A 13,619-nucleotide genomic window follows, 5' to 3' on the forward strand; every position below is an offset into this window, starting at 1 on the left:
TTTCTGTTTCCAAATTGTTAAATAGTGAATTCAAATTGTTAAAATTTCACTTAAAAATTAGCTAACTTGCACTCTCAATTCTTTCAAAAAAATGCAAAATTCTTATACAGTTATCAACGCTTCTGCGGGCTCGGGGAAAACTTACGCCTTGGTTCAGAGACTTTTGATGATCTGTCTTCGTTATCCTAATCAGCAACACGCAATAAGAAACATCTTGGCTTTGACCTTTACGAATAAAGCAGCCAATGAAATGAAAGAAAGGATTTTATCTTGGCTAAATAATTTCGCAGCAGATACTTTTGCTGAAAATGCAGATTTAAAAAATATTCAGAAAGAATTTGAAGAACAGGGTTTAAGAATAACGATTGATGAGTTGCATGTTCGTTCTAAAAAACTGTTAGATTATGTTCTTCACAATTATTCTACATTAAATATTGGTACGATTGACCGTTTCAACGCCCGGTTGGTGAGAAGTTTTTCTTATGAATTAGGTTTAGCTAAAAATTTTAATCTTGAAATTGATGCAGAACCTTTTTTAATTGAGGCGGTAGATAAAATGCTTGATCAGATCGGCGAAAATGAGTCTATTTCCAATTCTTTCATGGATTACGTAGATTACAGCCTTGAAAATAACGAAAGAATCAACCTTAATAAAAACCTTTACGACTCCGCAAAAGAGTTTGTAAAAGACATTCATTATGAGCAACTGAAAAACAATAAAAGTTTTGATGACACGAATTATGAAAGTATAAAGAATACGCTCCGAAAAGAGATCATTTTCAATAAAAAGCATTCTTTAGAAGTTGGGACAAAATCAATTGAATTATTTAAATCAAGAAATATTGAGATTGAAGATTTTGCTCAGGGAAAAAATGGAATTGGCGGTTTTTTCACCAAGGTTTTAGATTTTTACAATCAAAAAAGACCAGGATTTCCTTTTCCGACTACTCAGGAGGAATCGGTTGTTAATAATTACAGAAAAGGAGCTTCTGCAAAATCAAAAAGTAAAGAATCTGAAATTTTTGAGATTTTAGAACAATTGCTAGAAAACAGAATGCAGCTCATCCTTTTATTCATCGAAACTCAAAAAAAAGAGAAAATTTTATCCGCACTTCTTCCTTTGAAAGTTAATAAAGATATTCAGGATGAATTGAAAAAAATTGAGGATGAAAATGATCTTGTTTTACTTTCAAAGTTTAATATTTTAATTAACGAAAACCTTAAAAACGAGCCGTCAGCGTTTATTTATGAAAAAGTAGGCTCACAGTTCCAGCATTATTTCTTTGATGAATTTCAAGATACTTCTGAGCTTCAATGGCAGAATTTTGTTCCGTTAAGAGATCACAGTGTTTCAACGGACAATACATCTTTTACGTTGGTTGGTGATCCGAAGCAAAGTATCTACAGATTCCGTGGTGGAGAAAGTAAATTGATGCTCGATATTATCAATAAAAAAGAAATTTCACCCAAAGAAGCAGAGTTACTTGTTTTAAAAGACAACTGGCGAAGTGCAAAAAATATTGTTCAGTTCAATAATGAATTGTACGAATATCATTCTATAGATCTTGAAGAAGAACATAAAAATATTTTCGGTACTGATGCCGAACAAAACGCAAAATCCGCACATGAAGGTCGCGTAAAAGTAAATCTCATTGAAAATCTTACCAACGAAGATTTTTACAACGATACTTCCGAAAGGATGAAAACAAATATTCAGGAATGTCTGAATAATGGTTTTAAGTTTTCTGATATTACGATTCTTTGTCGTGGGAATTTTGACATTTTCAGTTATTCTCAAAAACTGGGAAATCTGAAAGTCAATTATCGTGGGGAAGAAACGAATATTAAAACCATTTCTGATAAAGGATTGACCTTAGAATTATCCAACACTCTACAGGCTGTTATCGAGTTTTTGAAGTGGGAAACCAATCCGAAAAACAAACCTAATCTGATCATGATGATGTATCATCTGAATACATTAGGAAGAGTAAATATGCCGGATTTCACTTTGGAAATGAAGGAAATTCTAGATATTGAAACGCATGAGGAGATTTTACAATTTCTTCAACTAAAATATGCTTTACAATTAAAACAGGAGAATTTCCCGAGATTTAATTTATACAACTTTGTAGAATATTACGTTAACGAATTTTCGCTTGAAAATAAAGAAACTGATTTTCTTTTGAACTTTTTGGAAATGCTTTTCAACTTCACACAAAATGCAGGGGCAAGCACCAAAGAATTTTTGAAATATTGGGATGAAGAAGCTTCTACCTACACGATTCAAGCTTCGGAAAACATTGACGCCATTCAGATCATGACGATTCACAAATCTAAAGGACTGGAATTCCCTATTGTTTTTATTCCGATGATGAATAAAAATCGTGACAGCGAATTTACCAATTGGTTTGAAACGAGCAGCGATGAAGCGTTGAAATCTGTTAATATCAATCAGTTCAGTAAAAATCTTGAAGTTTACGATCAGGAAATTGAGAAATTCAACAAACAAAATTCTTATAAAAACCTTGTCGACAGGCTCTGTCTGCAATATGTTGCGACCACCCGACCTGTGGAACAATTATTTTTTTATCTTCAAAAAGCAAACAAAACCTCAAATAATCTTGAGCTTTTAGAATTTCTTCAAACTAAAAATGTCAATGAAAGTGACGAATTTGATTTGTATGAAGTAAAGCCCGAAATGCTGAAAAAGTATTCGAAAGACAAAACGTCTTCTTTCAAAACAAAAAATATTGAGAATCTTAAAAATATCAATGAAAAAAGTAATTCAGTAAAAATTGCTACTCCATCAAAAAATTATCAGGTTCGAAATGAGAAAGTGAGAATTGGTCTTTTCGTTCACGAATTATTATCAAAAATCAATACCGAAAAGGATATTGCAAAAGTTCTTGAAAGTTATCTTTTGGAAGGACAAATTACCTTAGAAGAGAAAAATGATATTCAGGAAACACTACAAGAGATCGTCAATACTCATTCTGAATTTTTTGATGAAAAATGGGAAGTGATCAATGAACAGGATATTATGGTCTCAGAAAATGGAGAAAGCCGAATCTACAGACCCGACCGAATTTTAAAAGGTAGTGAGGGTTATATTATTGTGGATTTCAAAACCGGTGAAGAAACAGCAAAGAATGACAGACAGATTGAACGATATAAAAATGTTTTGGAACATTTAGGAAGAAAGGTTTTAAGAACTCAGCTTATTTACTTATAAAACAGTTTCGGCGGCACCAAAGGTGCCGCCGAAACTTTATCTTAAATTTTATTTAAAGCTAAATCCTAAGCCGTTGCATTCGCAACAAAAACTCTTTGAGACAATTCCTGATCAAAAAGATACAATGCAGATGGATTATCAGAAACCATTTTGATTTTTGTTACATACTGAGAAGCACTAGCCTCCTCTTCTACCTGCTCATTGATGAACCACTGTAAGAAAGAAGTTGTAGCGAAATCTCCTTCGTCGTTCGCATTTTTTACGATGTTGAAAATACTTTTCGTTACTTTTTTCTCGTGTTCCAATGCTTTTTCAAAAATGTCGATGGCATTTGCAAATTCGTGTGGTGGTTTTGCAATTTCTCCGATGATGATTTGTCCTCCAACATCGTTTAGATAATCAAACATTTTATCAGCATGCATCAATTCTTCTTTGCTTTGTACTCTGAAATAATTGGCGATCCCATCAAGGTCTTTGCTAGAAAACCAAGCAGACATTGAAAGATAATATTGTGCGGCGTATTGTTCGTGAGCTATTTGTTCGTTAATTAGTTGTGCAATTTTATCGCTTACCATAATAATAAATTTTACAGTAAAATTATGGAATAAAACCCCGAAATCAAAAGATTTAATCAAATTTAATACAAAAAGGACAGAAATATATCCGTCCTTAACACATTAAAAAATCAAAATTGAAAACTCTTAATTCACAGCAGGAGCGGCCGTATCCATTGATCTCTTCATTTTTCCACCCTTCATTCCTCTGTCTTTCATTGCTGCTTTTCTTTGCTCCATTTTAGCCTGTCTGTCAGCTTGCCATTTACCGTACTGCTCAGGAGTTAAGATTTTTTTCATATCTGCATCCATTTGCTCTCTCTTCCCTTTCATCTGCTCCATTTTAGCTTGTCTTTCTCCTTTGTTTTTATCAAAATCAGCTTTCATTTCAGCTTTTCTCTTTTCATGAAGACCTTTTATCTGAGCTACCTGTGATTGATTTAAGTTTAAATCTTTCTGCATTTTATCTAAATGCTCTTGCTCCTTTTGTTGCATTTTCTGTTGCATTTCTGCTCTTTTAGCTTGTTTGTCCTGAGGAGTAGTTTGTTGTGCCATTGCAAAACTTCCCATTCCGATAAATGCTATTGCTAATACTAATTTTTTCATCTTTTTAAATATTTAATTATTAATTAATTGTTATACATCTTTTTGATACTTAATTAAAACAGAAGTTAAAGCAGAATATTCATAAAAAATGTTAAATTTTACCATCAAAATAATAAAACATAAAATAAAAAGGACAGATTATAAAATCTGCCCTTCACACCACTTAAATATAATATATGAAAATTAATTACTCGTTAATCTGAAGCCTCCGGAAGCACTTCTATTCCCTCCTCCATTATTACCTTGTCTTGGAGCAGAACTCTCAGATCTTTGCTGTCTGAAACCTCCGTTGCTTTCTCTTGGTGCAGAAGATTCTCTTCTTGTTTCAGTTCTGAATCCGCCAGAGCTTCTGTTTCCACCGCTGTTGCCTGCATTTCCTCTAAACCCCCCGGTATTTTCTCTAGGAGCAGAAGGTTCTGTTCTCACATCATTTCTGAATCCTCCCGTATTTCTGGTTCCACCAGTGTTTTCAGTTCCTGCTCTAAAACCTCCGTTATTTCTTGTTCCGTTATTTCCAGAACCGCGGAAACCTCCTGAATTATTATTAGGCCGATTATGGAATCCTGAGTTATTATTATCTCTTCCAGATCCTCCTCTAAATCCGTTATTTTCTCTTTGGCTCGTTCTTGCAATATTAAAGGAAGGATTATTATTTCCTCTAAATTTGGCTCTGTCTACTCTATAAATATTGATATTTACGTTTCTGTAGCGAGGCATCGGCCTGCAAATGGAAGCATAATGAGTTCTTCTGTAAGTTTGAAAATATACAACCGGGCTAGCTCCTCTGTAATAATTGTTTTGAAAACTAACAAAAATCTGCGGTCCCATAATTCTTTGTAACGCATAGAATCTATCATAATACCATCTGTCCGGATTGTATCTGTAATAGTTATCCCATGTTGAAAAGCTTACATACAGATTATTCAATCTTAAGATTTGATCAATCTGCCAACGGTTCAATCTATTTTGATTGAAGAACACATTCCAGTTGACATTTACGATACTGCTTCTGTAATCGTTATAGTTATTCTGATAATAGTCTGTTGGATAATAATCCTGAGGATAGTTGTAGTAATAATCATCAGGGAAATAATTCTGATCATCTTCGTTAGAATAATATCCGTCATTACTTCCATAGTTGTTATTTTCATAACCATTATTTCCGTAACCGTTATTGTATCCGTCGTTACCATTACCGTAACCGTTGTTTGGATATTGCTGAGCAAACGACAAAGTCGCCAAACTCAAAGCAAATCCCAAAAATATTTTTTTCATTCTTATTGTCGTTAATTGGTTAATATATAGTAGACTATCTCTAATCTATCTTTTGGATATAAATAAAAAAAAGAAGTTAAATCTTTCGATACAACTTCTTTTAATTTATTATTAACTAATTGATAATCAATTGTTAAATTTACAATCTTCCACTGTCTTTAACCCAATATTTTATTTTTTGGTTAAAATCTGTACTGTTTTTTAAATCTTCTAAATTTAAATGCATTCTGTAACACCAATAATGCGGAAATACTGCCGGATTATTGATCCTTTCATTGTCCATTTTCGGATTGGTAAGTTCTTTATCTGTTGCAAAAAACTCCTGAATCGGGAAAATAGCTAGCATCGCATTCGTGTAAAGATGTTGCTTCATAATGATTTCTGCCAAATGAGCATCTAATTCTTGTGGAGCTTTTCCGTATTGAATTAATTGTTGATTAAAATATTTCTGTGTCAAAGCCGGATCTTCTTTCCACCATTGTCTTAACGTTGAACTGTCGTGCGAAGAAGCAGTAATTACATTCAAATAACTCGCATTTTTAGGATTATAAAAAGGAATATTATCCGAAGGCATACGCTGAACTTTCAAGGCTATAATCGCCAATTCATCCATTACAGCAGGTACGCAATCAGGAACCATTCCTAAATCTTCACCACAGATCAGCATTTCGGTTGCATTTAAGATCATTGGAAGCTTTTCCATTGCCTTTTCGCTCCAGAGTTTATCCTGTCTCTTGAAGAAATAATCATGATACAGATCGTAAATAGATTTCTTTTCCCAATCCGACAGATATTTATAAGACTCCGTGTTATAAACATTAAATCTTGGATGATAAACAATTTCGCCTTCTCTTTCTTCAGTTAAAAACAAAACATTCGCGCAAAGGGCAATCAATTGTTCTTCAACCGAACCTCTTGGATTTTTCTTAAAGAAATCTGATAATTTTCTCTGAGTATCAAATTCTTCTTTGAAAGAATACGTTCCGTTAGAATTATTATTGATGAATTCAAGCGCTTTTCCGTGATCTTCTCCGAAATAATTCCAAAGAATCTGATCATTAATAAACGGTTTGCAATACCTGTTAAAATCAAAAGGAATATGCCAAGCCTTAAATTCTTCTTCCGTAATAGGAACTGCAGGATAAAAATATCCCAAAATCCCTTGAGTAGCAGAAATCGGCATTCTCCAGATTCTGAAAAATCCTAAAATATGATCAATTCTCATCGCATCAAAATACTGTTCCAATGCCTTGAATCTGTTTTTCCACCATGTATAATCGTCAGCTTTCATCGCTTCCCAATTATAGGTTGGAAATTCCCAGTTTTGACCCAATTCCGTAAACTGATCCGGCGGTGCTCCGGCTTGGAAATCCATACCGAATAATTCAGGCTCCGTCCACGCTTCCACAGAATGTCGGTAAATCCCGATCGGCAAATCTCCTTTTATGGAAACGCCTAAACTATGGATATATTCAATCGCCTCTTTTAACTGCTTATGGAGTTGATATTGCACCCAGGCATGAAGCATTGAGGCATCATATTCTTTATTTTTTGCTGAAAAGAATGGTGAAATTTTTCCTGCAATATATTTTTTATGCGTCTTCCAATCATTGAAGTTTGGAGTTTTATATTTATCTCTCAACACACAAAATGCAGAATATGGAATCAGCCAATCTTCATTATCTTTTATAAATTTCTTAAAGTTTCTGTCTTTATAGATCTTCTCTTTTTCTGTATTGAAAACGGCTTTCAAAAATTTCCATTTTCCGGAAATCATTTCTTCGTAATCAATTAATTCTAAAGAATTTAATTTTAATTTTTCGGTATTGTATTCTTCAACTAAATCTTTCGGCAAATTAAAATCAAGATTCTCCAAAGAAATATATTGAGGGTGTAAAGCATACACAGAAACCGCTGCGTAAGGATAAGAATCCGTCCAAGTATAGTTGGCCGTTGTATCATTGATTGGAAGAATCTGGATAATGCCCAATCCAGTCTCTTTTGTCCAGTCTGCAAGTTCTCTCATATCAGAAAATTCTCCGACACCGAAACCATTTTCACTTCTCAAAGAGAACACAGGAACCGCAACTCCTGCATCATGATACATTTGATATAGTTTGAATTTAAAATAATGACTCGAAACGATCTGCAAAATATCTTTCTGCTTATTGGGAACCGCAAACCTATTTTCTCCGGCTTCTACATCAATTACTTTACCTTCTTTTTTGTCATAAAGGCAATATTTAAATTGGATAAATTCGTTTTCAGGAATTTCAACCGAAGTCTCCCAAATACCGAAATCCGTCTGAGATAAATGAATTACTTTCTCATAGTCCCAATTTCCCAGAGAAGCCGTGCTTCCGAACAATACAATCTTCCAATTCGGATTGTACACCGGAGCCTCTAATCTGAATAAATGGGTATGTTTTTTTAAAACCGAAATCTTTTCAGGAACAAACTGATTCAGCTTATTGTAAAGGATTTTATTGTTTAAATAATTTTCGGGGAAATTTTTATTGTTCCATTCATCGAAAATAGAAAATTCTTTATAGTTGTGAGGGAAATTAAGATAATGCAAAACAAATTCTTCTCTAAAAATACTTTCTTTTTCACCTGTAAGCTGATATTTATAAGATATGGATTTTGAAAAATAGTCTACTTCACATTTCCACAAACCGTTCTCGGTGCAAAACATTTTATGAGTTTTGGGTACAGCTCCTTCTTCATTGATGATCAACTGCAAAGATTCCCCTGTTTTTGCGCTGTAACCTATATTAAAGTATAATTTCATCTATATTTTTTTATAAAAATACATTTTAATCTCGAAAAACAAAACTTATTGAATATCAAATATTCATTAAAAAAGCCTTCTCAGATATTTGAAAAGGCTATAATTTTTAAGAAAGCTAAAAGATTATTCTGTTACAATAATTTTCTTGCTTAATAATATTTTTCCGGACTCATTAGCGATACTCACAATATAAGCTCCATTGATGAGATTTTTCAAATAAACCTGTTGATTTAATGAACCGTCTTTTACGGATAAATTCTGTTGCATTACATTTTTACCCGAGATATCAAAAATAGTAAGTTTAAGATTTCCTTTTACCGATTTATCATTCACATTTACGTTGATCAATTGCTCATCAACTCTGGTCGGATAGATATCTAAATTTGCCAAAACATTATTTGAAATTGCTTTATCATTAGCGAAATATTTACTCGCCAAATCATAAATATGTAAATTTAAATTTCCCGGAAGTTGTTTTGCCTGTAAATCATTCAAATTAACTTCATATAAAGGCGCTCCTTTTGCACTTGCAATCACAACTTTTCCGTTAGAATTTACCGCAGCTCCGTTTACAGAATAACCTTCGGGAATTCCTATTATTTTTCCTACAAATTTGGACTTTAATTCTTTAGTTGAAACTTTGAAAACATTTCCGGAAGTTGCAAAAACATAGAAATTATTATCTGCATCGGCGATCATATCACCTCCAAAGCCTGTTTCAATTGTTGTGAAAGAATTTTTCCCGTTTGAAGAATCATCTTTAACAATCCCAAGATCATTTACAACATATTGATTGTTCTTTTTACTGATCTGTAAAAACTGTGTTCCGGAATTATTCATCGCGTAAATATTACCGTCATATCCAGTTGCCATTCTCGTTATGTGAGAATTAATATCGCAAGAAGTTACTCTCGCAACATTGTTTTCAACCAAAGTGATTTCTTTCGTTTTAGAATTTAAAACATAGATATTTGATGAAAACATCGGCATATACACCAGATTATTATTCCTAGAATCATATGCTAAAGTTGCCATTGTCGTCGCCTGAGAATTGTTGTAAGAATTTTTATCCTCGGTTACAGAACCATTTCTTGTCTGCGAAAATATTTTTGCAGAAGAATCTGCCGTGAAGACAGCTTCTCCAGAAGTTCCATTTACCGCATCAATGGCACGAAAGTCATTAAAAACAATACCTGGAGTATCTTTTCCCGTCAATGCAAAAAAATCTTGCTGGGCATGAGCGTTTGCTCCTAATAATACCAAAAATAAAGGGAATAAATGTTTTTTCATAATAAGTTGGATTTAGATTCGTAATGATTTTACTATTACTAAGTTACATAATTTTCAAATTGGATGACAAAAAATCTCTATTAATTGAATAACATTTACAATAATTTAATTTTAATGATGTGATTATGATAATTTGGAGAATATTTTAAGCCTGATATCTTTTTATATTTAAATTTTAACCATTAAGATTTTGTTTAAGCTGTTAAGATTATTAAGATATAGATTTCTCCTTCGTCGAAATGACAAAAATATGCATAAAAAAACTCCCACAAATTTGTGAGAGTTTAAGTATATAATTCTTTTAATTTTAGTTCAAAACGTAAGTTGTTCCGTCTCTTCCGTCTTTTAATTCAATCCCTTCAGCAAGAAGTTTATCGCGGATTTGATCTGAAAGGTCAAAGTTCTTCGATTTTCTTGCCTGATTTCTCAATTCGATTAAAACCTGTAATGTTTGATCTAACTTTTCATTGTTATTTTCTTCGACCGCCTGAAGTCCCAGAACATCAAATATTAAAGCATTTAAAGTTGATTTCAAATCCTCTAAATCTTTCATTGAAATAGTTTCTTTTTCATCATTTAAAGCAAAAATAAATTTCACAGCTTCAAATAAATGAGCGATAAGAACCGGAGAATTGAAATCATCATTTAAAGCATCGTAAGCTTTATTTTTCCACTCTTCCAGATTAAAACCTGATTGTTTTTCATCATTTGGAGTGATTGAATTCAACACTTTTACCGCTTCCATTAATCTGATGAAACCTTTTTCACTCGCGATCATAGCATCATTAGAAATATCTAAAACACTTCTGTAATGAGCCTGTAGGAAACAAAAACGTACAATCGACGGATGGAAAGGCTTTTCAAAGAAATCATTATCTCCCGTAACCAACTGCATCGGTAAAATGTAATTCCCTGTCGACTTACTCATACGTTGCGTATTCATTGTCAACATATTAGCATGCATCCAGTAATTTACCGGAGCGGTATCATTGCAAGCTTTTCCTTGAGCAATTTCACATTCGTGATGTGGGAATTTTAAATCCATTCCACCTCCGTGAATATCAAATTTCTCACCTAAATATTTAGTGCTCATTGCAGTACATTCAAGATGCCATCCTGGGAAACCTTCTCCCCAAGGCGAATTCCATCTCATGATGTGTGCAGGTGAAGCTTTTTTCCAAAGAGCAAAATCCTGTGGATTTTTCTTTTCACCTTGTCCGTCTAAATCGCGGGTATTAGCGAAAAGTTCTTCAATATTACGTTTTGAAAGCTCACCGTAATTAAGACCTCTTTTATTGTATTCAAGAACGTCAAAATATACAGATCCATTGCTTTCGTAAGCGAAACCTTTTTCAATTAATTTCTGAGTTAATTCAATTTGCTCAACAATATGACCTGTTGCTGTAGGTTCTATGTTTGGAGGAAGTAAATTAAACATTTCCAAAACCTTATGAAAATCAACCGTATATTTCTGTACAATTTCCATTGGCTCCAGTTTTTCAAGACGGGTTTGCTTTACAAATCTGTCGTTGTTTACGTCTCCATCGTCTGTAAGGTGCCCTGCATCGGTGATATTTCTTACGTATCTTACTTTATATCCCAAATGCGTTAAGCTTCTGTAAATAAAGTCGAAAGAAAGGAAAGTTCTCACATTTCCCAAATGCACATTGCTGTAAACGGTAGGTCCACAGACGTACATTCCGACGTTTCCTTCTAAAATGGGGTTAAATATTTCTTTTTCCGCTGTAAGCGAGCTGTATATTTTTAATTGCATTGTGTTGTTTTTGATTTAATGATTTTAAAATTTAGTTTAAAGTTTAGATATATTAAAAGGCCGAAATCTTTTAATAACAGCATTCACAGCAACAACAAATAATTGTAGCTATAAAAATCTGGTCTGAAACTTTTTTAAATTTTATCATTATTAATTTATTATTAATCCAATTTAGCATGACTTCCTACGTAATGTAAGAATTCCTGTCTTGTAATAGGATTTGTTTTGAAAATTCCGCTTAATTCTGCTGTGATGGTAGAACTTGCAGTATCTTTAATTCCTCTGCAATTTACACAAAGATGTTTAGCATCGATGATACAGGCAACATTTTTTGTACCTAAAGCTTCTTTTAACGCGTTCACAATCTGCATTGTCAATCTTTCCTGAACCTGTGGCCGCTTCGCATAATAATCTACAATCCTGTTAATTTTTGAAAGTCCAATTACTTCGCCATTTGAAATGTAGGCAACATGCGCTCTCCCAATAATTGGTAAAAAGTGGTGTTCGCAAAAAGAATATACCGTGATATCTTTCTCAACCAACATTTGGCTGTATTTATATTTATTGGAAAATGTAGAAATTCCCGGTTTGTTTTCCGGTAATAGTCCTCCAAAAATTTCATTTACATACATTTTGGCAACACGCGTTGGGGAATCTTTCAAAGAATCATCTGTCATATCCAATCCCAGCGTTTCCATAATCTCACCGAAAAGTTCAGTGATCTTTTCTATTTTTTCCTGTGGCGATTTATCAAAAGCATCTTCCCGTATAGGCGTATGTTCTTTTCCTGTGAAAATATCATCGTCGTTATCAGTAAAATCAACCATTTTTTATTTAATTTGCAACAAAAATACGGATAATATCTGTTCGTATATTTCAATTTAACCCAAAAATATTACCTCATCTCCTCATTCGTATAAAAGTTATGATTATTGCTGAAGAAGTACACCATGAAAATCAGAAAAAGGAATTTCTAGAATTCCCTGTCAGACTTTATCAACATGACAAAAACTACATCAGACCTTTAGATAAAGATATTGAAGCTATTTTTGATCCTCAAAAAAATAAATTCTTCAAAACCGGAGAATGCAAAAGATTCATATTTAAAAATAAAGAAAATAAAACTGTTGGAAAAATCGCAGTTTTCGTCAATCAATTATACGAACAAAATCAACCCACAGGAGGAATTGGATTCTTTGATTGCATTAATGATCAGGAAACGGCTAATTTTATTTTTGATTATTGCAAAAAATGGCTTCAGGAAAGAGGAATTAAAGCTATGGACGGACCTATAAACTTCGGTGAGAGAGACAAATTCTGGGGATTACTTATTGAAGGATTCATAGAACCTTTATATGGAATGAATTATAACTTCCCTTATTATAAAGAGCTTCTTGAGAATTATGGTTTTCAAATTTATTTTGAACAGCTTTGTTTTTCAAGACCTATTTTCGCGGAAGTTTCGAGAGTCTTTACAGTTATGCATGCAAAACACAGTAAAAATCCTGCAATTTCAGCAAGACCATTGAAAAAGAATAATCTTGAAAAATTTGCTAAAGACTTTACTGAAATTTATAACAAAGCCTGGGCAGCGCATGGAGAAGGGAAACAACTTGAGGAAGCAAAGACCTTAAAAATGTTTAAAACGATGAAACCGATCATCAATGAACATATTTCATGGTTCGTTTACGAAAATGAAAAACCAATTGCCATGTGGATGAATATTCCGGATCTGAATCAATGGTTTAAATATATGAATGGGAAATTTGGATTTATTGAGAAACTAAAATTTCTATGGATAAAGAAATTCAAAAAGAATGAAAAAATGGTCGGTCTTGTTTTCGGCGTTGTCCCTGAATGGCAGAAAAAAGGACTTGAAGGTTATATGATTTGGGAAGGTACACAACATCTAAGAAAGCACACTGATTTTAAAGTTACCGAGCTTCAATGGATCGGGGATTTTAATCCTAAAATGATAAAAATTGCAGAAAATCTGGATACAGAGGTGACTAGAAAATTGGCGACTTATCGGTACTTGTTTGATAGGGAGAAGGTTTTTGAAAGACACCCTATGTTATAAGATAAAGTTTCGGCGCA

Annotated in this window: 9 protein-coding genes; 2 read left to right on the forward strand and 7 right to left on the reverse strand. The window is 33.1% G+C overall.

Annotated elements, in window-relative coordinates; translation table 11 throughout:
* The first annotated feature begins 91 nt into the window (after nucleotides 1–91).
* Nucleotides 92–3,232: a UvrD-helicase domain-containing protein gene (locus A0O34_RS06385; RefSeq protein WP_066752668.1), complete on the forward strand. Its 3,141-nt coding sequence runs from the start codon at nucleotides 92–94 to the stop codon at nucleotides 3,230–3,232.
* Between the two features lie 65 nt (nucleotides 3,233–3,297).
* Here A0O34_RS06385 and A0O34_RS06390 read toward each other — a convergent pair whose 3' ends face one another.
* From A0O34_RS06390 to folE, 7 genes are all read right to left on the reverse strand, one after another.
* Nucleotides 3,298–3,807 carry a ferritin gene (locus A0O34_RS06390; protein WP_066759553.1) on the reverse strand — a complete coding sequence of 170 codons (510 nt, stop codon included), beginning with the start codon at nucleotides 3,805–3,807 and terminating at the stop codon, nucleotides 3,298–3,300.
* A gap of 126 nt (nucleotides 3,808–3,933) precedes the next feature.
* A complete protein-coding gene (locus tag A0O34_RS06395; protein WP_066752671.1) occupies nucleotides 3,934–4,392 on the reverse strand; it encodes a hypothetical protein in 459 nt (152 codons plus the stop codon).
* A gap of 183 nt (nucleotides 4,393–4,575) precedes the next feature.
* Entirely contained in the window at nucleotides 4,576–5,667 is a 1,092-nt protein-coding gene (locus A0O34_RS06400; RefSeq protein ID WP_066752674.1) for a hypothetical protein, read from the reverse strand.
* Nucleotides 5,668–5,806: 139 nt separating this feature from the next.
* Entirely contained in the window at nucleotides 5,807–8,458 is a 2,652-nt protein-coding gene (locus A0O34_RS06405) for a 4-alpha-glucanotransferase (RefSeq protein WP_066752677.1), read from the reverse strand.
* A 123-nt stretch (nucleotides 8,459–8,581) separates the two neighbouring features.
* Nucleotides 8,582–9,748: a T9SS type A sorting domain-containing protein gene (locus tag A0O34_RS06410; protein ID WP_066752680.1), complete on the reverse strand. Its 1,167-nt coding sequence runs from the start codon at nucleotides 9,746–9,748 to the stop codon at nucleotides 8,582–8,584.
* 307 nt (nucleotides 9,749–10,055) lie between these two features.
* Entirely contained in the window at nucleotides 10,056–11,522 is a 1,467-nt protein-coding gene (gene cysS, locus A0O34_RS06415) for a cysteine--tRNA ligase (RefSeq protein WP_066752683.1), read from the reverse strand.
* A gap of 161 nt (nucleotides 11,523–11,683) precedes the next feature.
* Entirely contained in the window at nucleotides 11,684–12,349 is a 666-nt protein-coding gene (gene folE / locus A0O34_RS06420) for a GTP cyclohydrolase I FolE (protein WP_066752686.1), read from the reverse strand.
* Between the two features lie 98 nt (nucleotides 12,350–12,447).
* On the opposite strand from folE, the gene A0O34_RS06425 reads away from it, so the two are divergent.
* On the forward strand, nucleotides 12,448–13,602 hold the full coding sequence (locus A0O34_RS06425) for a hypothetical protein (protein ID WP_066752688.1): 1,155 nt from the start codon (nucleotides 12,448–12,450) through the stop codon (nucleotides 13,600–13,602).
* The last annotated feature ends 17 nt before the right edge of the window (nucleotides 13,603–13,619 follow it).

It is taken from the genome of Chryseobacterium glaciei (genome assembly GCF_001648155.1).
In the GTDB taxonomy this organism is placed as follows: Bacteria; Bacteroidota; Bacteroidia; order Flavobacteriales; family Weeksellaceae; genus Chryseobacterium; species Chryseobacterium glaciei.

Coding starts and splice junctions, on each gene's coding strand:
- A0O34_RS06405 (WP_066752677.1), bottom strand. CDS start 8,458: ATGAAATTATACTTTAATATAGGTTACAGCGCAAAAACAGGGGAATCT.
- A0O34_RS06410 (WP_066752680.1), bottom strand. CDS start 9,748: ATGAAAAAACATTTATTCCCTTTATTTTTGGTATTATTAGGAGCAAAC.
- A0O34_RS06400 (WP_066752674.1), bottom strand. CDS start 5,667: ATGAAAAAAATATTTTTGGGATTTGCTTTGAGTTTGGCGACTTTGTCG.
- A0O34_RS06385 (WP_066752668.1), top strand. CDS start 92: ATGCAAAATTCTTATACAGTTATCAACGCTTCTGCGGGCTCGGGGAAA.
- A0O34_RS06390 (WP_066759553.1), bottom strand. CDS start 3,807: ATGGTAAGCGATAAAATTGCACAACTAATTAACGAACAAATAGCTCAC.
- cysS (WP_066752683.1), bottom strand. CDS start 11,522: ATGCAATTAAAAATATACAGCTCGCTTACAGCGGAAAAAGAAATATTT.
- folE (WP_066752686.1), bottom strand. CDS start 12,349: ATGGTTGATTTTACTGATAACGACGATGATATTTTCACAGGAAAAGAA.
- A0O34_RS06395 (WP_066752671.1), bottom strand. CDS start 4,392: ATGAAAAAATTAGTATTAGCAATAGCATTTATCGGAATGGGAAGTTTT.
- A0O34_RS06425 (WP_066752688.1), top strand. CDS start 12,448: ATGATTATTGCTGAAGAAGTACACCATGAAAATCAGAAAAAGGAATTT.